The organism is Hydrogenophaga sp. NFH-34 (assembly GCF_021401345.1).
In the GTDB taxonomy this organism is placed as follows: domain Bacteria; phylum Pseudomonadota; class Gammaproteobacteria; order Burkholderiales; family Burkholderiaceae_C; genus Hydrogenophaga; species Hydrogenophaga electricum.
In genome coordinates, this window is the sequence record NZ_JACBGE010000019.1 from 87,335 (window position 1) to 107,119 (window position 19,785).

At 69.3% G+C, this 19,785-nt stretch carries 19 protein-coding genes; 11 read left to right on the forward strand and 8 right to left on the reverse strand.

Features of this window, described 5'->3' with window-relative positions:
• Window positions 1-27: 27 nt before the first annotated feature.
• The 3 genes from coxB to L0977_RS17985 form a co-directional block, all read right to left on the reverse strand.
• Window positions 28-1,176 (reverse strand): cytochrome c oxidase subunit II, encoded by a 1,149-nt coding sequence (coxB, locus tag L0977_RS17975; protein ID WP_234266262.1) that lies wholly within the window; start codon window positions 1,174-1,176, stop codon window positions 28-30.
• Window positions 1,177-1,322: 146 nt separating this feature from the next.
• Complete coding sequence (locus L0977_RS17980; protein WP_234266231.1) at window positions 1,323-1,742, reverse strand: DUF2244 domain-containing protein; 420 nt, start codon at window positions 1,740-1,742, stop codon at window positions 1,323-1,325.
• A gap of 214 nt (window positions 1,743-1,956) precedes the next feature.
• On the reverse strand, window positions 1,957-2,853 hold the full coding sequence (locus L0977_RS17985) for a biotin synthase (protein ID WP_234266263.1): 897 nt from the start codon (window positions 2,851-2,853) through the stop codon (window positions 1,957-1,959).
• 100 nt (window positions 2,854-2,953) lie between these two features.
• On the opposite strand from L0977_RS17985, the gene L0977_RS17990 reads away from it, so the two are divergent.
• From L0977_RS17990 to L0977_RS18000, 3 genes are all read left to right on the forward strand, one after another.
• Window positions 2,954-3,712 carry a ComF family protein gene (locus tag L0977_RS17990; protein WP_234266232.1) on the forward strand — a complete coding sequence of 253 codons (759 nt, stop codon included), beginning with the start codon at window positions 2,954-2,956 and terminating at the stop codon, window positions 3,710-3,712.
• A 105-nt stretch (window positions 3,713-3,817) separates the two neighbouring features.
• Window positions 3,818-4,291, forward strand: coding sequence for a tRNA (uridine(34)/cytosine(34)/5-carboxymethylaminomethyluridine(34)-2'-O)-methyltransferase TrmL (gene trmL / locus L0977_RS17995; protein ID WP_234266233.1), 474 nt, complete (start codon window positions 3,818-3,820; stop codon window positions 4,289-4,291).
• Window positions 4,288-4,620, forward strand: a complete 333-nt coding sequence (locus L0977_RS18000; RefSeq protein ID WP_234266234.1) for a hypothetical protein — start codon at window positions 4,288-4,290, stop codon at window positions 4,618-4,620. Before trmL ends, L0977_RS18000 begins: the two co-directional genes overlap by 4 nt.
• 27 nt (window positions 4,621-4,647) lie before the next feature.
• Here L0977_RS18000 and L0977_RS18005 read toward each other — a convergent pair whose 3' ends face one another.
• The 3 genes from L0977_RS18005 to L0977_RS18015 all read right to left on the reverse strand — a co-directional run bounded on the left by L0977_RS18005 (window position 4,648) and on the right by L0977_RS18015 (window position 6,604).
• Complete coding sequence (locus L0977_RS18005; protein ID WP_234266235.1) at window positions 4,648-5,103, reverse strand: MaoC family dehydratase; 456 nt, start codon at window positions 5,101-5,103, stop codon at window positions 4,648-4,650.
• A 91-nt stretch (window positions 5,104-5,194) separates the two neighbouring features.
• Complete coding sequence (locus L0977_RS18010; protein WP_234266236.1) at window positions 5,195-5,812, reverse strand: ParA family protein; 618 nt, start codon at window positions 5,810-5,812, stop codon at window positions 5,195-5,197.
• 33 nt (window positions 5,813-5,845) lie between these two features.
• Window positions 5,846-6,604: a sulfite exporter TauE/SafE family protein gene (locus L0977_RS18015; RefSeq protein WP_234266237.1), complete on the reverse strand. Its 759-nt coding sequence runs from the start codon at window positions 6,602-6,604 to the stop codon at window positions 5,846-5,848.
• Window positions 6,605-6,617: 13 nt separating this feature from the next.
• Here L0977_RS18015 and L0977_RS18020 point away from each other — a divergent pair, with 13 nt between their 5' ends.
• Entirely contained in the window at window positions 6,618-7,256 is a 639-nt protein-coding gene (locus tag L0977_RS18020) for a trimeric intracellular cation channel family protein (protein WP_234266238.1), read from the forward strand.
• Window positions 7,257-7,522: 266 nt separating this feature from the next.
• On the opposite strand, the gene pcaF is transcribed toward L0977_RS18020, so the two are convergent.
• Complete coding sequence (gene pcaF, locus L0977_RS18025) at window positions 7,523-8,725, reverse strand: 3-oxoadipyl-CoA thiolase (RefSeq protein WP_234266239.1); 1,203 nt, start codon at window positions 8,723-8,725, stop codon at window positions 7,523-7,525.
• A 38-nt stretch (window positions 8,726-8,763) separates the two neighbouring features.
• On the opposite strand from pcaF, the gene L0977_RS18030 reads away from it, so the two are divergent.
• On the forward strand, window positions 8,764-9,201 hold the full coding sequence (locus tag L0977_RS18030) for a DUF1841 family protein (RefSeq protein WP_234266240.1): 438 nt from the start codon (window positions 8,764-8,766) through the stop codon (window positions 9,199-9,201).
• A 68-nt stretch (window positions 9,202-9,269) separates the two neighbouring features.
• On the opposite strand, the gene L0977_RS18035 is transcribed toward L0977_RS18030, so the two are convergent.
• Window positions 9,270-9,938, reverse strand: coding sequence for a c-type cytochrome (locus L0977_RS18035; protein ID WP_234266241.1), 669 nt, complete (start codon window positions 9,936-9,938; stop codon window positions 9,270-9,272).
• A 130-nt stretch (window positions 9,939-10,068) separates the two neighbouring features.
• Here L0977_RS18035 and L0977_RS18040 point away from each other — a divergent pair, with 130 nt between their 5' ends.
• Genes L0977_RS18040 through L0977_RS18065 form a run of 6 tightly spaced genes read left to right on the forward strand, consistent with a single transcriptional unit; the run spans window position 10,069 to window position 19,666 of the window.
• Window positions 10,069-10,923 (forward strand): AAA family ATPase, encoded by an 855-nt coding sequence (locus L0977_RS18040; RefSeq protein ID WP_234266242.1) that lies wholly within the window; start codon window positions 10,069-10,071, stop codon window positions 10,921-10,923.
• On the forward strand, window positions 10,920-11,513 hold the full coding sequence (locus tag L0977_RS18045; protein WP_234266243.1) for a GNAT family N-acetyltransferase: 594 nt from the start codon (window positions 10,920-10,922) through the stop codon (window positions 11,511-11,513). The genes L0977_RS18040 and L0977_RS18045 overlap by 4 nt, the downstream gene beginning before the upstream one ends.
• A gap of 13 nt (window positions 11,514-11,526) precedes the next feature.
• Window positions 11,527-12,714 carry a vWA domain-containing protein gene (locus tag L0977_RS18050; RefSeq protein ID WP_234266244.1) on the forward strand — a complete coding sequence of 396 codons (1,188 nt, stop codon included), beginning with the start codon at window positions 11,527-11,529 and terminating at the stop codon, window positions 12,712-12,714.
• 7 nt (window positions 12,715-12,721) lie between these two features.
• Window positions 12,722-14,620: an autotransporter assembly complex protein TamA gene (locus tag L0977_RS18055; protein ID WP_234266245.1), complete on the forward strand. Its 1,899-nt coding sequence runs from the start codon at window positions 12,722-12,724 to the stop codon at window positions 14,618-14,620.
• Window positions 14,621-14,622: 2 nt separating this feature from the next.
• Window positions 14,623-18,738: a translocation/assembly module TamB domain-containing protein gene (locus L0977_RS18060; protein WP_234266246.1), complete on the forward strand. Its 4,116-nt coding sequence runs from the start codon at window positions 14,623-14,625 to the stop codon at window positions 18,736-18,738.
• Entirely contained in the window at window positions 18,731-19,666 is a 936-nt protein-coding gene (locus L0977_RS18065) for a helix-turn-helix transcriptional regulator (RefSeq protein WP_234266247.1), read from the forward strand. Before L0977_RS18060 ends, L0977_RS18065 begins: the two co-directional genes overlap by 8 nt.
• Window positions 19,667-19,785 lie beyond the last annotated feature (119 nt).

Genomic DNA, 19,785 nt, shown 5'->3' on the forward strand with positions numbered 1-19,785 from the left:
ATGCTCAAATTCCTGGGTGCGGCGCGCTCACTGGCGGGCGGCGACCACTTCGGCGGGCTGCACGATCTGCTCGGTCTGGTTGGACCAGCTGTTCTTGGCGTAGGTCATCACCGCCGCCAGTTCGGTATCGGACAGCTGTTTCCAGGAAGGCATCGCCCCTCCGGCCGCGCCGTGCAGCAGCACCTGAATCATCTTGGCGTGATCGGTATCGGTCACGATGGCCGAGCCGTCGAGCGGCTTGATCGGGCCGGCGCCCTTGCCGTTGGCCTGGTGGCAAGCTGCGCAGTTGGCGGCGTACACCGATTCGCCTCGCTTGACCAGATCGCTCAGCACCCAGACCTTGTTCGGATCGTCTGCGGCGGCAGCCATCTTCTTCTTCTCGCCATCAACCCAGGCGGAATAGTCCTCGGCCGACAGCACCTTCACGTGGATGGGCATGTAAGCGTGTTCCTTGCCACACAGCTCAGCGCACTGGCCGTAGAAGTCACCGGTCTTTTCGGCACGGAACCAGGTATCGCGCACGAAGCCGGGGATCGCGTCCTGCTTGACGCCAAAGGCCGGCACCATCCAGGCATGAATCACGTCGTTGGCCGTGGTGATGACGCGGATCTTCTTGCCCACCGGCACCACCAGCGGGTTGTCGACCTTGAGCAGGTAGTCGTCGGTCGGGGCGGGTTTGCCGCTGTTGGACATTTCGCGGTGGGTCACGTCGAGCGTGGACAGGAAGCCGATGCCCTCGCCTTCCCCCTTGAGGTAGTCGTAGCCCCACTTCCACTGCATGCCGGTGGCCTTGATGGTGATATCGCTGGCGGTGGTGTCCTTCTGCGCCACCAGCACCTTGGTGGCCGGCAGGGCCATGCCGATCACGATCAGCAGCGGCACGATGGTCCAGCCCAGCTCCACCCAGATCGGTTCGGGCAGCTCCTGCGCCTTGTGCCCCACCGACTTGCGGTGCTTGACGATGGAATAGAACATCACCCCGAACACCAGCACGAAGATGACGGTACAGATCACCAGCATGAACCAGTGCAGCCAGTGCTGCTCTTCGGCGATGCGGGTGGCGGGCGGCGCGAAGTTCAGCTGGTTGACGGCCGGGCCGCCCGGAAGGTCATTGACCCGGGCGTGGGCGGTCGCTCCCGCCCAGGCACCAAAACCGAGCACAGCCCCCGAAACCATCCCGTGCAGGCCCGACAGTCGCCCACGCAGGGAACCAGCTGTTGTCTTCGTCATACTCACGTTCACCGCCTCAAATATAAGTATTGATTTATATCAACCGATTAGAACAAACTTTCCCCGAATCGCCCTTCAGGGATAACCCACATTCAGGCCATCCGCAATGCTTGGCGCATCTCATTGAGCAACACCGCGCGCTGGTCCGGGCGCAGAAAACGCCCCACCCGCACGATCTGGGCGCCGGCTGCGACCTCCACCAGCCGCCCTTCGCCTTCGGCAGCCCTCAGGCGAACCCATTCCCTCACGAACTCGGCCCGACGCATGCGACCGGCACTTTCCTGCTCCACCACCAAGCGCTGGCCATCCAGCCAGATGCGCTCGAAATCGGTGGCATGGCGGGCGTGCACCACAAAGGCCGTCCCGAGCACCAGCACTTCGAGCAACGCGAACGGCAATACCAGCACCGCCCCCTGCCACCAGAACAGACTGGCCACCAGCAACGAAGACAGCCCGACAACCGCCAGCCCCGCCCCCAACTGCGCGGGTGTTGCCGAGCAGTTGCGCCGCATGAGCCAGCATCCGCCGGCCGCACCGGCGGGCGCTGCAGAAGCCTCCAGCTGCCCGACACCCATTGCTGACACCACCCAGAAAAACACCGGCTGTGACCGGTGAAGCAGAAGTCAACCTCGAAAGTTTGATTTATATCAATTGTAGCGGCGTCCGAAGCGGGTGCCGGCCCGGCCGGACACCTGGGCGACGCTGCCACCCGCGAGGGATGCGGGCTCAGCGCGGCGGACGCTGGCGCAACTGGTTGCGCATCTCGTCGAGCGAGACGGTCTGGGTGCCACGGTCCTTGGGCACCGGCTTGTAGGCGTGGCCGTAGACGATTTCAAAGGTCATCTGCAGACGGCCGTCATCGCCCCGCGGCAACCCCGACTCCAGCGCCTCCACCAGCGCTGCCCGTCCGCCCGGCGCCTGCAAACGGGGAGCGCGATCCGTGGACAGGTTGCGGCCCAGGGTGCGCAACTCATCCAGCAGCGCGGCGCCGCTGGAATAGGTGAGCACGATGCGCTCCATGTCCATCACGGGCTCGGCGAAGCCGCTTTGCACCAGCATGTCGCCCCAGTCGTGCATGTCGGTGAAGGCCTGGGCCGGCGGACGCCAGCCCCGGGCCGCGTACAGCGCGCGCAACTCGCGCAGCGTGTCCGGCCCCAGACAGGAAAACATGAGGAAACCGTCGGTCCGGATCAGCCCCTGCCAACGGCGCAACAGCGCCTGAGGCTGCGGTTCGGCGTGCAACGCCAGGTTGGACCAGAGCATGCCCACCGTCTCGTCGGGCACCCAGGCGCGCGTGCGCGTGTCCCGGCGCAGCCACTGCGAAGGGTGCCAGGCCGGCCCCGGCCGGCGTGCGCCTGTGGCCGCGAGCGCGGCATCCAGGTGTTCGGCCCAGACCAGCGCCTGCGCCTGCGGCAAGCGCTCGACCAGTGCCGCATGCGCCCGCAGCCCCCCCAGCACCGGCTCCCAGTGCAACCAGCTGTCCGGCAGGGTGCGGAACCACCCCAGCCGGTCCATCATGCGCCGGGCCACCTCTTCGTGCAGCCAGGCACTGCCCTCGGCCGGGCGCCGCAACCAGCGGTGAGCGGCAAGCGCATCCAGACCAGGCACCTCCGACACGGGCATTTCAGAAACAGACGGGGTGGACACGGCGCAGGGCAGAGGAAGAAGGAAAACGAACGGAACGGCAACGCCGGCCGGCCAGTATATTGGCCCCATGTGGAGGATGTGGACACCCGCCCGGGAAGCCCTGGCCGGCACTTGCCAGGTCTGCGGCCGCTGGCCCGCCGCGCCGGTTTGCGCCGCCTGCGAACACCGTTTTGCCATACCCCGGCCGCGCTGCGAGCGCTGCGCCCTGCCGCTCCCGCCCAAGGCCGGCCCCCTCTGCGGCGAATGCCTTGCCTGCGCAGCCCACGATGGCCTGGACGCCTGTGAAGCCGCCGTGGACTACGCCTATCCCTGGGACGGCCTGGTCGCGCGCTTCAAATTCCGGGGCGAGCCGGCCTGGGCCGGCACCTTCGCCCGGCTCCTGCGCCGATCAGCACGGCTGAACACCTGGCTGCAGGAGGACGACCTGCTGGTACCCATTCCCGCCGATCCGCAACGCCTGGCCACCCGGGGCTACAACCCGGCCTGGAACCTGGCCAAGGCGCTGCGTCGCGGCAGCCCCTCGCCGGCCATCGACACGCTGCCCATGGGTCTGGTCCGTCTGGGCACGCCCCGCGCCCAGCACGACCTGCCGCGCGCCGAGCGCCTGCGCAATGCCCGGGGCACCCTGGCCGCGCACCCGGAACACGCAGCGCGCCTGCATGGCCGGCGGGTGTTGCTGGTGGACGACGTCTGCACCACCGGCGCCACCCTGGAAGCCGCCGCGCAGGCCCTGCGTGCAGCCGGCGCCCGGTCGGTGCGCGCCTGCGTCTTTGCCCGCACACCCGATGATCGGGGCCTGCGCGCCGAAGCTCACGAAACACGCGATACCCTGTGAGGAGGGCTTCGCCCGCGCGGCTATCATCGGCTGCACAGGGAGAGCAAAAAAACCAGTTCACTGGTTGCACAAGGGCCATGCAGCCCCAGGGTTCGGCACGCCGGCATGTTTCACATCGTCCTCGTTGAACCGGAGATCCCGCCCAACACCGGGAACGTGATCCGCCTGAGCGCGAACACCGGCTGCACACTCCACCTGATCGAACCGCTGGGTTTTTCGATGGAAGACAAGCAGATGCGGCGCGCCGGCCTCGACTATCACGAATACGCCAGCGTGCAACGCCACGCCAGCTGGCCCGACTTCGTGCAGCAGGCCCAACCCGACCCGTCCCGCCTGTTCGCGCTGACCACCCGAGGCAGCCACAACGCCTTCGAGCAGCGTTTCCAGCCCGGCGACTGGCTGGTCTTCGGGGCCGAAACCCGCGGTCTGCCGGAAACCCTGCGCGAATCGTTTCCGGCCTCGCAGCGGCTGCGCCTGCCGATGCGCCCAGGCCAGCGCAGCCTCAACCTATCGAACGCCGTGGCGGTGCTGGTTTTTGAAGCCTGGCGCCAACAGGGCTTTGCCGGCATGGGATCGTGAAAGCCATGATCCGCACGCTGACCCGTCTGCTGCGTGCGCGCTTCCAGCGCGCCCAGAAGCCCCGGCGTTTCCCCACCGCCCGGGACATGTACCAGATCCGTGAAGCCATGCTCTCGGCCATGAACGACTGCGAAAGCAGCGGGGCCGACCGTCTGCGCCAGCGCCTCTACCAGGCCAGGGCGCCGCAGGAGCTCTGGCTGCTGCGCAACGACATCTACCAGCTCGTCTCCCAGCGGCACAGCCAGTCGGAAGCGGCCCAGCGCATCAACGCCCTGATGCCGGTCTTCGAAGGCTGGGTCGACGCCAAGCAGCTGCTGCGCATCAAATAGCCGGCGACCACCCCGTCAGCCCCCCTTTCAAGGGTATTGCCGCACCAGCGCCTCGGCCACGCAAACCGGCTTGTCGCTGCCCTCGCGCTCCACGAGCATCTGCCAGGTCATCTGCAGCCCCTGGTTCTCGATCGGGTCGGCCGACAGCAGGGTCATGCGCCCACGCAAGCGGCTGCCCACCGGCACCGGCGCCGTGAACCGCACCTTGTTCAGACCATAGTTGACGCCCATGCGGGTCTGGCGCACCACGAAGCTGGACTCGAAGAACAGCGGCAGCAGCGACAGCGTCAGGAAACCATGGGCGATCGGCGCACCAAACGGTCCCTGGCGGGCGCGCTCGACGTCCACGTGGATCCACTGGTGGTCACCCGTGGCCTGGGCGAACAGGTTGACCTGTTCCTGGGTGATGGTGAACCAGTCGCTGACCGCGACTTCCTGTCCCACGCAAGCGGCCAGATCGGCCAGGGTTTCAAAGACTTTCATGCTGGCCATTCTGGCGACCGCGGGCCCGTCGAACGTGTCAGGCCCGGGACAACTCCGGGTATTCCCGCAGACTCAGGCCCGACAGGCCGCGTCAGTCGGCCAGCCAGCGGCACAGACCGGCCCACTGGCCCAGATCCTTCTCGACCCGGCTGGGCGCGATGTCGAACAGGGTGAGCCCGCGCGCAGCCAGATGGATGTAGTTCTGCGTGTCGCGCAGGTATGCCAGCACCGGCAGCCCCAGGCCCTCGACAAACTCGCGCAGCTTGTCCGCGGCGATGGTGCGCTCGTCCACCCGCATGCCGACGATGCCCACCTCCAGCGTCTGGCCGCGCTTGGACTCGGCCAGTTCGTCCAGGAAAGCCCGCGTGGCGTAGATGTCGAAGATGCTTGGCTGCAGCGGCACAAGCACCTTGTCGGCCAGCTTGAGCACGTCCTTGAAGCGCCAGCCGTGCAGGCCCGCCGGGGTGTCCAGCACCACATGCGAAACGTCGCGCGGCGGCCGGGCGATGAAATCGCTGGAAATCTCCCAAGTCTGGATCGGGCGGGCCGCGGGCGGGCGCAACCCCAGCCACAGGAGGGACGATTGCTGGCGGTCAGCGTCACCGAGCATGACCGCATGCCCCTGGCTGGCGAAATACCCCGCCACGTTGGTCGACAGCGTGGACTTGCCCACACCGCCCTTGGGATTGGCCACCACCACCACCGGCATACCGACCTCCTGTTGCTTGAACCGGAGGCTATGTTATCGCCATGCGTCCCAAACCAGCTTCAACCCGGTCAGCAGCATGCCCGCGTACACCAGGCGGTAGAACAGCACCGGGTTGATGCGGTGCGCGATGCGCACCCCGACCCAGACCCCGATCGGCGCGAACGGCAGCAGCGCCAGCGACGTGGCCATGTTGCGCCAGTCCAGCAGGCCGAGCCAGGCGTAAGGCAGCCATTTGGCCAGGTTCACGAAGAAAAAGAAAAAGGCCATCGTGCCGGTGAACAGCAGGGGCGGCAGTTTCAGCGGAATCACGTAGGCGTTGATCGGTGGCCCGCCAGCGTGAGCGATGAAGCTGGTGAAGCCGGACGTCATGGCCAGAAAACCACCCAGCCAGCGCGGTGGCGGCGGGCTGTCGGGACGGGGCGGGAACAGCAGGCGCTGCGCCAGGAACAGCAACGTCGCGACGCCCACGATGCCGGCCACCATGCGCGCGTCCAACAGGCGGAAGGCCAGGGTGCCGACCACAATGCCCAGCAGACCGAACGGCAGCAGAAAGCGGAACAGCCGGACATCCACGTGGCGCCGGAAGGCGGCGATGCCCATCAGGTCCATCACCAGCAGCACCGGCATCAGGATGGCCGCTGCCTGCGGCACGCTGATCGCCAGCGCCATCAGCGGCACCGCCAGCGACCCGAAGCCGGCGCCAAAGCCGCTCTTGCTCACGCCCAGCAGCAGCACGGCCGGGATCGCCACGGCATAAAAAAACGGATCGGTGATCAGCGGCAGGGCGGGCATGGACAATCGGGCGATGCAAAACGTTCAGGTCTGGGGCGAAACCCTGCGCTTGCTGGTGGAAATGGCCGCCACCGCCGCCTTTGCCCTCTCCGGGATCATGGAGGCGGCGCGCAAGCGGCTGGATGCGGTGGGGGTGTGCGTGGTGGGCTTTCTGGCCGCATTCGGCGGGGGCACGCTGCGCGACCTGCTGCTCGACCAGCGCCCCTTCTTCTGGGTGCGCCATGTGGAGATGCTCTGGGGCGTGCTGGCGCTGTGCGTGCTGGCCATGCTGTTCCTGCGGACGCGCCATTTTGCCCTGACCGAACGCGCCATCCAGTGGCCCGACGCGCTGGGCCTGGGCCTGTTTGCCGCCACCGGCGTGCACCAGGCCCTGCTGCTCGAATTGCCGGCCCTGGTGGCCGTGCTCATGGGCCTGATCACCGGCGTGTTTGGCGGCGTGCTGCGCGACGTGGTCTGCAACCAGATTCCCGCCGCCTTCCACGACCACCGCCCCTACGCGGTCTGCGCCTTTGCCGGCGGCTGGGTTTATGTGGGCCTGTGGCAAGCAGACGCCCCGGGCTGGGTCGCCTTGGTGTCGTGTGTGGGTGTCACCGCCGGGCTGCGGGCATTGAGCCTGTGGCGCAACTGGCAGTTGCCTGCCTGGAAAACATAGAGCCCCCACGCTCCACCGCTGCGCGGGTCGCTGCCCCCCGAGGGGGTGCGGATTCAGCTTGGGGCGGCCCGGCGCTTGAATCCCGGGCCCCCTCGCTCCGCCGCTGCGCGGGTCGCTATTCCCCGAGGGAGTGCGGATTCAGCTTGGGGCGGCCCGGCGCTTGAATCCCGGGCCCCCACGCTCCGCCGCTGCGCGGGTCGCTGTTCCCAATGAGGCTGCAGTTGCCTTGGGGCAGGTTTTTGATCCCCGCGCTTCGCCGCTCAAGCTCAGACCCGCTCGATGACCAGCGCAATGCCCTGCCCGACCCCGATGCACATGGTGCACAGCGCGTAGCGCCCGCCCGTGGTGTGCAGCCGGTTGACCGCCGTCGTCGCCAGCCGCGCGCCACTGGCCCCCAGCGGGTGGCCCAGCGCGATGGCACCGCCCCAGGCGTTGACCCGCTCATCATCGTCCGCCAGCCCCAGCAGGCGCAGCACCGCCAGCCCTTGCGCCGCAAAGGCTTCGTTGAGTTCGATCACGTTCATCTGCGCCAGGGACAACCCGGTCAGCGCCAGCACCTTTTCGGTCGCCGGTGCCGGGCCGATGCCCATCACACGCGGGGCCACCCCGGCCGTGGCCATGCCCACGACCCGGGCCCTGGGCGTCAGGCCGTAGCGAGCGGCCGTGGCTTCATCGGCCAGCAGCAGCGCGCAGGCGCCGTCGTTGACGCCGCTGGCGTTGCCCGCGGTCACCGTGCCGTCGGGGCGGACCACGCCTTTGAGCGCTGCCAGCTTGTCCAGGCTGGTCTCGCGCGGGTGTTCGTCGGTGTCCACCACGAGCGCCTCGCCCTTTTTCTGGGGGATGGTGACGGGCGTGATCTCGCGCGCCAGGTGACCGGCCTTCTGGGCGGCCACGGCTTTGAGCTGGCTGGCCAGGGCCATGCGGTCCTGGGCTTCGCGCTCGATCCGGTAGTCCGTGGCCACGTTCTCGGCCGTCTCGGGCATCGAATCGACGCCGTACTGGGCTTTCATCAGCTTGTTGACGAAGCGCCAGCCGATGGTGGTGTCGTAGACCGCGTTGGTGCGGCTGAAGGCGGTTTCGGCCTTGGGCATGACGAAGGGGGCGCGGCTCATGCTTTCGACACCGCCGGCGATCATGAGGCCGGCTTCACCGGCCTTGATGGCGCGCGCGGCGGTGCCCACGGCATCCAGGCCGGAGCCGCACAGGCGGTTGACGGTGGCGCCGGGCACCTGCAGCGGCAGGCCGGCGAGCAGCGCGCTCATGCGCGCGACGTTGCGGTTGTCTTCGCCGGCCTGGTTGGCACAGCCGTAGATGACGTCGCTCAGGGCGGCCCAGTCCACGCCGGGGTTGCGGGCCATGAGGGCTTTGAGCGGGATGGCGCCGAGGTCGTCGGTGCGCACGCTGCTGAGGGCGCCGCCGTAGCGGCCGAAGGGGGTGCGGATCGCGTCGCAGATGAAGGCTGGGGGCATGCAATGTCTCCTCGAAAACATGCAGGATAATGCATCCCATGTTCAGCCCCTCTCAAGCCGATGTCCGGCGCTTCTTTTGCGCGGTCCACGCCAAGCAGTTGGCTGGCGAAACCATGGAGGCCATCGAAGTGCTGGCCGGCCAATGGATCGGTGAGCACCCCGAATACCACGCCACACTGGCCGATGTGGACGCCGCCCTGGCGCAACTGGGCCAGCCGGGCGACGGCACGCAGGACAACCCCTTCCTGCACCTGTCCATGCACCTGTCGATCAGCGAGCAGTGCAGCATCGACCAGCCTCCGGGCATCCGCCAGGCCGTGGAACTGCTGGCCGCGCGCCGGGGCGACCTCCACGTGGCGCATCACGAGGTGATGGAATGCCTGGGCCGCATGATCTGGGAAAGCCAGCGCGCCGGGCGTCCGCCGGACGGACAGGCCTATATCGACGAAGTCCGCCGCCGCGCCACACGCGACTGAGGCACAAAAAAAGCCACCCATGAGGTGGCTTTTTCATGCAGCGTGCCGGCAAACCGGCCCGCACGCGTTCAGCGGAAACGCGATTGCGGCACCGTCTGCAGGTCGCCGTCGAGTGTGCTCAGGTACTTGGTGATCTCGCGCATTTCGGCCGGCTTGAACTGCTTGGCAATGCCCGCCATGACGCCGTTGGAGCGGCCCACCACGTTGTTGCCTTCGACCGTGTAGGCCTTGAGCGCGACGTAGAGGTAGTCGGCGTGCTGGCCGGCGATCTTGGGGTAGCTCGGGTCGATCGGCTTGGCGAAGTTGGCCCCGTGGCAGGACGCGCAGGCGCCCTTTTCGATCAGCGCCGCGGCCGTGGCACTGGCCGTCTTGGGCGTGTCGGCCGGCGTCTGACCGGCCTGGCTGGCGTAGAACGCCGCCAGGTCGGCCATGTCCTGCTCGGACAGCGAGCCGGCGATGCCGCGCATGGTCGGGTGCTTGCGGTCACCCTTCTTGTAGGCATTCAGCGCGGACACGATGTACGCACCGTTCTGACCCGAAATCTTCGGTACCTTGTGGATCTCGGGGAAGCTGTTCTGGTAGCCGGGGATGCCGTGGCACCCGATGCACATCTCGGCCTTCTTGTGACCTGCCTGCACATCACCGGTCACGCCCTGGGCATGCGCAGTGAGCGTTGCCGCGGAAAGGGTCGCAACGGCGACAACGGTACGGACGATCGTGGGCAACAGTGAATTCATTTTGCAAGCACAATGAAATGGTCGATTGATAAAAATCAACAGTCGATTATATAGACTAGGTTATCAGCTCAAGCTTATTGATAACCCTGAGCCAGACCCCTCCAGTCCCCTTCGCGTCACCTGCCCATCCATGAAATTCCAAGGCTCTGAAAACTACGTCGCCACCCAGGATCTGATGCTGGCCGTCAACGCCGCCATCACGCTCAAGCGTCCCCTGCTCGTCAAGGGCGAGCCCGGCACCGGCAAGACCATGCTGGCGGAAGAAGTGGCGCAGGCGCTGAACATGCCGCTGCTGCAGTGGCACATCAAGAGCACCACCAAGGCGCAGCAGGGTCTGTACGAATACGACGCGGTGAACCGTCTGCGCGACAGCCAGCTCAACACCGCCGACAGTGCCCAGCGCGTGCAGGACATCCGCAACTACATCGTGCAGGGCGTGCTGTGGCAGGCCTTCACCGCCGACCAGCCGGTGGCGCTGCTGATCGACGAAATCGACAAGGCCGACATCGAGTTCCCCAACGACTTGCTGCGCGAGCTCGACCGCATGGAGTTCTACTGCTACGAAACGCACGAACTCATCAAGGCCAAGCACCGCCCCCTGGTGTTCATCACCTCGAACAACGAGAAGGAACTGCCCGACGCATTCCTGCGCCGCTGCTTCTTCCACTACATCAAGTTCCCCGAGGCCGACACGATGAAGAAGATCGTGGACGTGCACTTCCCCGACCTCAAGCAGGACCTGCTGACGGCGGCCATGAAGACCTTCTACGACGTGCGCAACCTGCCCGGCCTCAAGAAGAAGCCCTCTACCTCCGAACTGATCGACTGGCTCAAGCTGCTGATGGCCGAAGACATCCCGGTCGAAGCGCTGCAAAGTGCCGACAGCAAGGTCAGCATCCCGCCGCTGGTGGGCGCCCTGCTCAAGAACGAACAGGACACCACACTGTTCGAAAAGCTGGTGTTCATGAACCAGCGCAACCGGTGATGTTCGTCCAGCCCGTCACCCTCCGCGACCACGGCCTGCGCCTGGAGCCCCTGGCGCTGGCGCACGAAGATGGCCTGCGCGCCGCTGCGGCCGACGGCGAGCTCTGGACCCTGCGGATCACCTCGGTGCCCGAGCCCGAGAACACCCGCGCCTACATCGAAACCGCGCTGAAGATGCGCGCAGAAGGCCACCGCTTCGCGTTCGCCGTGATCGACGACGCCAGCGACCGCGTGCTCGGCAGCACCAGCTACCACGACATCGTGCCGGCCGTGCAGCGGGTCGAAATCGGCTGGACCTGGTACGCCCGCAGCGTGCAGCGCAGTCACGTCAACACCACCGCCAAGCTGCTCATGATGGGCCACGCCTTCGACACCCTGGGCTGCCGCGTGGTGGGCTGGCGCACCGACAACTACAACTTCGCCAGCCAGCGCGCCATCGAACGTCTGGGGGCCCAAAAAGACGGCGTGCTGCGCGGCCACGCGCTGCGCCGCGACGGCACCATCCGCGACACCGTCATGTACAGCATGACCGCCGGCGAATGGCCCGAGGCCCGGGCGCAGTTGCTGTACCTGCGTGGGCGGCACGGCTGAACGGAGCATTGCCATGCTGATCGACTTCTTCTACACCCTGCGCGCGGCCAAGCTGCCGGTGTCGGTCAAGGAATACCTGACGCTGCTGGAAGCCTTGAAGGCCGACGTGGTCGGGCCGACCAACCCGGACGCCTGCAGCATGGACGACTTCTACTTCCTCAGCCGCACCGCGCTGGTCAAGGACGAGAAGCACTACGACAAGTTCGACCGCGCCTTCGCCGCCTATTTCAAGGGCGTCGAGATGATCGCCGACTTCACCAAGCCCATTCCCGCCGACTGGCTGCGCCAGGAGATGGAGCGCATCCTCTCCGCGGAGCAGAAGGCCAACGCGCCCAAGATGGACTGGGACGAGCTGATGGAGACGCTGAAGAAGCGCCTCGAAGAGCAGAAGGAGCGCCACGAAGGCGGCAGCAAGTGGATCGGCACGGGCGGCACCTCGCCCTTTGGCCACGGCGGCCACAACCCGCAGGGCATCCGCATCGGCGGCAAGGGCGGCAACAAGTCGGCGGTGAAGGTGTGGGACCAGCGCGCCTACCGCGACTACGACGACACGCAGGAGCTGGGCACGCGCAACATCAAGGTGGCGCTGCGGCGGCTGCGCAAGTTCGCGCGCGAAGGCAACGACCTCGAACTCGACCTGCCCGACACCATCCGCGCGACGGCCGCCAATGCCGGCTATCTGGACATCAAGATGATTCCGGAGCGGCACAACAACGTGAAAGTGCTGCTGCTGATGGACGTGGGCGGCACCATGGACGAACACATCCAGCGCGTGGAGGAGCTGTTCTCGGCCGTCAAGGGCGAGTTCAAGCACCTGGAGTTCTATTACTTCCACAACTGCGTGTATGACTACATGTGGAAGAACAACAAGCGCCGCTACGCGGAAAAATTCCCGACCTGGGACATCATCCGCAAGTACAACAAGGACTACAAGCTGATCTTCGTGGGCGACGCCACCATGAGCCCGTACGAAATCCTGCAGCCCGGCGGCAGCGTGGAATACAACAACGAAGAGGCCGGCGCCGAGTGGTTGCAACGGCTTACACATGCCTTCCCGAAATTCGCGTGGATCAATCCGGAACCTCAGGGCGTGTGGCAGTATCGACAGAGCATCAGCATCGTCCAGCAGCTCATGGGCCAGCGCATGTACCCGCTGACCCTCAAGGGCCTGGAAGAAGCGATGCGTCTGCTGTCGAAATGAACCACCGATGACCTTGCTCACCCCACGCGCCGTGGGCCGGGCGTGGGGCATGCTGCTGGCGGGCGTCTGCCTGGGGCAGTTCCCTGCGCCCGCCCAGGCCCAAGACCCGGCGTCTGAGGCGCCGGTCGAGGCCGCCGCTGCGGACACCCCGACCGCCCCGGAAGGCGACGCCGAGACGCGCCCGCGCTTCGACATCGACCTGGAGGCTCCCGACGAGTTGCGCGACCTGCTGCTGCGCCACATGGCCCTGCAGCGTTTCCGCACGCTGCCCGACCTGGACGCCGAAGAGCTGGACCGCCTGCTGGCGCAGGCGCGCACCGACATCGAAGGCCTGCTCGGCACCCAGGGCTATTTCGCGCCCGACATCCACATCGAACCGCCGGTGGCGGGTTCTGCGCCAATGGGCACGGTGCGGCTGCGGGTGCAGCCCGGTCCGGCCACGCGCGTGGCCGACGTGAACGTCTACTTCCGGGGCGACATTGCCCACCGCACGGATGCCGCGGCCCAGCGTGAAGGCATCACGGCGAACTGGTCACTGCAGACTGGCGAGCGTTTCACGCAGTCGGCCTGGTCGAGCGCCAAGGCCGACGCGCTGCGCAGCCTGACCACCCGCCGCTACCCGTTGGCCCGGGTCTACAACAGCCTGGCCGACATCGACCCGACCCAGCACGCCGCGCACCTGTCGGTCGAATTCGACTCCGGTCCGCCGGTGCAACTGGGCGCCCTGCGCATCGAAGGCGCCGAGCGCTACGACCCCGCCACCGTCCGCCACGTGCTGGCGCTGGCGGGCCTGCGCGAGGGCAGCGTCTACGACCTCGCCGTGCTGCAGACCGCGCAACAGCGCCTGTCGGAAACCGGCTACTACGAAGCCGCCTACGTCACCGTCGAGCCTTCGGCCAGCGGCGAGCCCGCGACCGTGCTGGTGCAGTTGCGCGAAGCGCGCAAGCAGCAGCTGTCGGTCGGTATCGGTGCCAGCACCGACAACGGCGCGCGCTTCACGCTCGAACACACCCACCACCGCGTGCCCTATCTGGACTGGCGCAGCCAGCTCACGCTGAAGCTGGAGCGCAAGGACAGCGTGTTCCGCTCCGAATGGTCGTCGCCGCTGGCCGAAAACGGCTGGCGCTGGATCACCAGCGCGCAGGCCGCCCGCCAGCTGGACGGTCTGGAAACCACCACCAGCCAGCGGCTGCGCTGGGGCCGCTCGCAGGACGGCCAGTCGCTCGACCGCAGCTACTACCTGCAATACGACCGCGCCCGCACCGAACACGAAACCACCCGCGCCCTGGGCACCGACGGCTACGACGCGTCCGTGTCGGCCAACATGGCCTGGACCCAGCGCCGTTTCGATGCCCTGCCCTTCCCGCGTGCCGGGTACGGCCTGGGGTTCGAGCTGGGCGTGGGCACCACGCTGGGCAGCGAACGCCAGCCCTTCACACGCGGCGAGGCCCGCTGGCTGGGCTACTGGCCGCTGTCCGACGAGGCCAGCAGCCGCGCCGGCCGGGTGGTGCTGCGGCTCGAAGGCGGAGCGGTCTGGGCCGCCGAGGATGCGCGCATTCCGCAAACCCTGCTGTTCCTCACCGGCGGCGACACCACGGTGCGGGGCTACAGCCTGCGCGCCATCGGCATCCCGCAAAGCGACGGTGGCGTCTCGCCAGGCCGCTACAAGGCCGTGGCCAGCGTGGAATGGCAGCGCCCCGTCGGCGCCCCGGGCGGCAACTGGGAACACGTGGTGTTCATCGACGCCGGCTCCATCACCGACAGCGTGAAAGACTGGCGCATCGACCGCGGCATCGGCACCGGCATCCGCTACAACAGCCCGGTCGGCCCGCTGCAGGTGGACCTGGCCTGGGGTGAGCGCACGCGCGCTTGGCGCCTGCATCTGAACGTGGGCTTCAACTTCTGACCATGGACCCCACGCACGCCGCACCGCCCCCCGCCACGCAGCCCCCGCCGCCGCCCGCCCGCCGCCCACGCGGCCGGTGGGCGCTGCGGGTACTGGGCATTTTCGGCCCCCTGGCCGGCCTGCTGCTGGCCAGCCTGCTCGCGCTGTGGCTCTGGGCCGGCCGCGACGGCTCGCTGCCCCAGGCGCTGGAATGGGTGGCCGACTGGAGCCAGAACCACCCCGACACCTTCGGCACGCTGACCGTGAGCGATGCCCAAGGCAGCCTGCGCGGCGGCGGCCACATCGGGCGCCTGCACTGGTCGCAGAACGGGCTCGACGTGCAGGCCGAGCGGGTGCTGGCGCCCTGGCACAGCGCGCTCTGGCTCGACGCCCTGACCGGCCAGGGCCTGCACCTGCCGCCGCTCAGCATCGGCACGTTGCGCATCGTGGACCAGCGCCCGCCCACCGCCACCCCGACCGAGCCGCTGCAGGCCCTGGAACTGCCCTTGCCCGTGAGCCTGGCCTGGCAGGTGGGGCAATTCAGCTACGGCAGCGATCCGGTCGCGCCCAGCGTCAGTCTGCAGGACCTGCGCGGCCGCTACCGCTACGGCGCTTTCACGCCCGATGCGGACCTGCCCACCGAAGGCCTGGCCGCCGGCCAGCCTGCGCACGCCCTGCACATCGAGCAGGTGCACCTCGCCCAGGGGCAATACCAGGCCACCGCCGTGCTGGGCGCGCAAGCCCCCATGCCCCTGGCGCTGCAACTGACCGGGCTCGCCACGCTCGACCGCCCGGACGCCCCACCGCTGGCGCTGAACGCCCAGGCCCAGGCGACGGGCACGCTGGCCGGCGCTGCCGCCCAGCTGCAGGTGACCGCGGCCCTCGCGACGGCCGATGGCAGCCAGGACATCGGCCTCGACGCCCGGGCCGAGATCCTGCCGTGGGCCCCGCTCCCGCAGCCGGTGCAGACGCTGGACCTGAACGCACGCGGCCTGGACCTCGCCCTGCTCTGGCCGGGCGCACCGCGCAGCGCGCTCAGCGGCACCGTGACGGCGCGGCCCGATGGGGCGGCCTGGCGCGCCAGCGCCCATCTGCGCAACACCCAGCCCGGACCGTGGGACACCGGCGCGCTGCCGCTCGAAGCCCTGCAGGCCCAGGTGGTGCTGCAAGACGGCCGCTGGACGCTGGCGCAACTGGACGCCGCGCTCGGTGGTGGCCGGCTCCAGGCCGAGGGCCAGCTCGACCCGGGCACCGCCGGCGCCCCCTGGCGCGGGCAGGGCGAAGCGCGACTCAGCGGCATCGACCCTTCGCGCCTCTGGCACACGCTCGCCCCGCAACGCATCGACGGCCGCCTGAAGGCCGATGCGCCGGCCGGCACGACACTCGCGTTCGACGCCGACCTGCGACCGCAAGGCGCTGCGCGCGCAGCGGCCAGCCGGGCACTGCTGCTCGGGCCGACCCAGGTGCAAGGGCAGTGGCAGGCGGAGCGCCAGATCCTGCAACTCGACCGCGCCCGCACCACCGTGGCCGGTGCCCAGCTGGACGCGCAGGGCGAGGTCGACCTGGGCGCCCACCGCCTGCGCATCGACGCCCGCGTGCAGGCTCCGGGCCTGGCGATCACCCTGGCCGGCAGCCAGGGCCAGCCCGCCGACCGTGGGCAACTGGCGATGAACTTGTCCGACGCCCGGGCCCTGCAAACCTGGGTGAACAGCCTCGGCGACCTGCCCCTGATCGGCCCGCCCGTGCGCTCGGCCCTGGCTGCGGCCACCCCGTGGTCGGCCAGCCAGCTCGAAGGCGCGGGCCAGCTGCAACTGGCCTGGCAAGGAGCCTGGCCCCTGCCCGCCGAACTGGCCGCCTGGCAACCCGCTGGTGCGCGCCCGGCCTGGCCGCGTCTGGACGGTGAACTGCGCATTCCCGGCCTGCGGCTGCGCGACCCACAAGGCACGCAGGCGTCGCTCCAGGACCTGCGCGTCCGGGCGCAAGGCCCGCTCGACCGCCTGCAACTGCAATGGACAGGCAGCGGCGGCCAAGGGCCCTGGACGCTGTCCGCGGCCGGCCAGGCCCGCTGGCCGCTGGAAACCGGCACGCGCTCCCCGGCCACCTGGCCGCCTGCGGCGGGCCAGGTGGGCATCGAACGCCTGCGCATCGAACACGCTCCCGGGGCGCCCCCGGCGGACGCCAGCGCGTCGACCGCGGGACTGCCGGCCACGGCCTGGCAACTGGCCGCCCCGCTGGCCGTGCGCTGGCAGACGGGCGCCAACGCCGCGCTCAGCGTGGCGGCCGACCCGGGCCAGCTGAACTGGGCGTGGCTGGGCCGCAACCCGGCGGGCAGCACTGCGCTGGCACCGGCCCGCATCGCCTGGGATGCCCTGCGCTGGGACGCCGGCCTGCTCACCACCCAGGGCCGGCTCGAAGGCCTGTCGCTGGCCTGGATGGAAGCGCTGGCCATCGCCGCCGGCCAGCCGGTCGGTGCGCTCGCCCGCGCCGGCATCAGCGGCGATCTGCAGCTCGGCGCCGACTGGGACGTCAGCCTGCCCGTGGCCACGCGCGCGCCCTGGAAAGTGGCCGCCTCGCTGCACCGCACCGGCGGCGACCTGCTGCTGCAGGCCGATGCCGTGACCGGCAACACCGAGCGCCGCGCCAGCGCGCCGGTGCCCGCGCAGGTGCGGGAAGCCCGCCTCGACCTGAACGTGCAGGGCGACCGCGCCCAGGCCACGCTGCGCTGGGACAGCGAACGGCTCGGCCAGGCCAGTGCCGACATCGGCACCCGCATCGACCCGGCTGCCGACGGGCTGGCCGCGGGCTGGCCCGCGTCGGCACCGCTGCAGGGTTCGCTGGAAGCGCGCATGCCCCAGGTCGGCGTGTGGTCGGCGCTGGCGCCACCCGGCTGGCGCGTGCGCGGTTCGCTGGCGGCCCAGGTGCAGATCGCCGGCACACGCGGCCAACCCGACTGGCGCGGCCAGTTGCAGGCCGACGACGTGGCGGTGATCTCGCTCATCGAAGGCATCGCCTTCAGCAACGGCCGCCTGCGGATCACCGCCGACGGCGAACACCTGGCGATCGACAGCCTGCGGCTCGAAGGCCCGCGTGGGGCGGCCGAAGGCGGCACGCTCGAAGCCTCGGGCGAAGCGCGCTGGCAGACCCAGCCCGCCGGCGGTGCGCTCTGGCCGGCGATCACGCTGCAGGCCAAGGCCGACCGCCTGCGCGTGTCCAACCGGCCCGACCGGCGCCTGGTGCTCAGTGGCCAGACCCAGGCCCGCCTGCAGGGCGACCAGCTGGAAGTGCGTGGCAACCTGCGCGCCGACGAAGCCCTGTTCGTGCTGCCCGACGAGTTCACCCCCAGCCTCGACACCGACGTGGTGGTGCGCGGTGGCCGGCAGGCCACCACCCCCACCGAACCCGGGCGGCAGGTCCACACCGATGCCCGGCTGGAGATCGACCTCGGCGAACGCTTCGACGTGCGCGGGCGCGGCCTGCAGGCCCGCCTGGGCGGCAAGCTCGAAGTGCGCAGCACCCCCGCCGAACCCACGCCCCGCGTGCTGGGCGAGGTGCGCACCACCAGCGGCAGTTACCGCGCCTACGCCCAGCAGCTCACCATCGAATCCGGCGCGCTGCGCTTCAGCGGCCCGTACGACGACCCGACGCTGGAGATCGTGGCCATCCGGCCGCAGGGCAGCAGCGACCAGCGCGTGGGCGTGCGCGTCTCGGGCAGTGCCCAGTCGCCCACGGTGCGCCTGTTCGCCGACCCCGACATGCCCGACAGCGAAAAGCTCGCCTGGCTGGTGCTGGGCCGGCCCGCCACGGGCACCGGCGCCGAAGCCGCCATCCTCCAGCAGGCCGCGCTGGCGCTGCTGTCCAGCCGGGGCGAAGACCGGGGCACCCAGCTCGCCCAGAGCCTGGGGCTGGACGACATCGGGCTGCGCGGCCAGACGCAGAACACCGACGGCACCGTGAACGCTGCGGCCGTCTCGGTGGGCAAACGCCTGTCGAGCCAGCTCTACATCAGCTACGAGCGCAGCCTCATCGGCACGCTGGGCACCGTGTCGCTGTTCTACGACCTCACGCGCTCGCTGACGCTGCGCGGACGCGCCGGCGAAGAAAACGCGGTCGACCTGATCTTCACCCGGCGCTATGACTGAGGCCTTCGCGTCCCCGCTGGCGGAACCGGGCCCCGGTGGCTGGCAACCGCTCACGCCACCGGCGGCGACGGCCGGCCCGGTCAGCGAACGCCTGGACATCGTGCCGGGGTTCAGCGCGATCCGCTCGCGCAGCCCGGGCCGCCAGCACGAACGCCACACCCACCCAGGCGACGCCACCGCCCTGGTGCTGACCTTCGGCCTGGCCGGGGCGTCCGAATACCGCAGCCGCGACGGCGAGCACCTGCAGTTCCGCGCCGGCCACACCACGGTGGCCACGCTGCGCGGCAGCGAGGGCGAACGGCGCTTTCCGGGCGACCGGCCCGTGGCCCAACTGCGCCTGCGTGTGGACGGCCCGCTGGCCGAGCGCCTCATCGGCCCGGCCGCGCTGGCCCGGCTGCTGCCGCGGCACGGGGTGCGCGCGCTGGCCCTGCTGCCCACCCCGCCCGCGTGCGCCGCCCGCGCGCTCGCGCTCTACCGCCACCGCTGCGCCAGCGCCCTCGACCACCTGGACGGCCAGGCCCTGGCGCTGGGCCTGCTGACCGAACAGCTGCGCACGCTCGGCTGGGTACCGCCCGAGGCCCCACCCGTGCCCCCACACCGCGACAGCGAGCGGCTCCAGCAAGCGCGGGACCTGATCCACAGCCAGTGGCACCGCGACCTGCGGCTGGCCGAGCTCTGCCAGGCCACCGGCATGAGCGAAACGCGGCTGAAGCGGGGCTTTCGCGAATGCTTTGGCACATCACCCGGCCAGATGCTGCTGCAAGCCCGCATGGAACAGGCCCTGCGCCTGCTACAAGGCGGCTGCCAGGTGGCCCAGGCCGCCTGGCAGGTGGGCTACCGGCACCCGGCCAATTTCAGCACCGCCTTCGCCCGCCACTTCGGCCGCCCGCCCAAACAGTTCGCGTCGATCCGAGCGCCCGCGCCCTGAGCGGCCGGCTGGCAAATCAAAAGCGCCTGCGCGCAAAACAAAGGGCGGCCCGGTAGGCCGCCAGCCCGCCTAGCATCTTTTCACCGTCTCCCGGTCATCGCGCCCGGCCACCGAAAAGC